Annotated in this window: 1 pseudogene; it reads right to left on the bottom strand. The window is 58.2% G+C overall.

Annotated features, from left to right (window positions below):
- Positions 1-75: 75 nt before the first annotated feature.
- Positions 76-816, bottom strand: a pseudogene (locus JTI85_RS19035) (hypothetical protein); the annotation flags it as partial.

Genomic DNA, 816 nt, shown 5'->3' on the forward strand with positions numbered 1-816 from the left:
ACGCTCAGAATGCGTCTGGTGAGGTCTGGGCGCGGGTACAAAAAAGCCCGCATTAGATGCGGGCTGATGGGATGGTCAGGCGATTATGCTCTGGTACTTATTGCGGGTCTGTCCGGCCTTCTCTGCCGTCTGGGTAAATGCGCCGGCATTGGTTGGCGTACCCACGCTGGGGTGTGAATGGCTCGCACATTGCTGCGCCAGCTCTGCCAGTAAATCAATGGTGTCCAGCATCATGGTCAGCGTGTTGACACTCTCACTGCCAATATGGACGGTTGCCCCCATAATCTGCTGACCGCCCGCCGCCACCGATTTACGCAGCGCGGCAATCTTTTCTGTCAGGGTTCCCCCATCAACATCCACGGCACCGGCCACTTTCGTGGACTGTTTCCCGGTTATATCGGTTTCGTCATTCCCTTCAATGCTGGCCAGCCTGTTGCCCTTCACGGCCTGGCTGTAATCACCGGCACTGACCTGCTGAATAGCTCCGGCCATCAGGGTGGCGGTACCCAGTACAGTGGTATTATCAGTGGCTTTTACCGTGGTTTCCCGACTGACCAGATCACGTTGTTCCGTGTCGGCTTTGACCGTCCGCGCCATCGATGTTTCGCTGATGGTCTGATCGGTCTGCCTCACCCAGTCGCCCGCCTGGGTAACACGCTGCGACACCTCCGCCCGCTGCTGTTGCAGCTGCTCGCCGGGCTTTACATCCGGCAGACTGGTACCATCCGGCAGCGTCTGTCTGATAAACGGTTTATCAGGTCGCCCCCCGGTAAAAGCGACTTCAACCAGCGTCCCTTCTGGCGGGAACTGGAACAT

Source organism: Citrobacter sp. Colony219, assembly GCF_019382635.1.
Lineage (GTDB): Bacteria > Pseudomonadota > Gammaproteobacteria > Enterobacterales > Enterobacteriaceae > Citrobacter > Citrobacter youngae.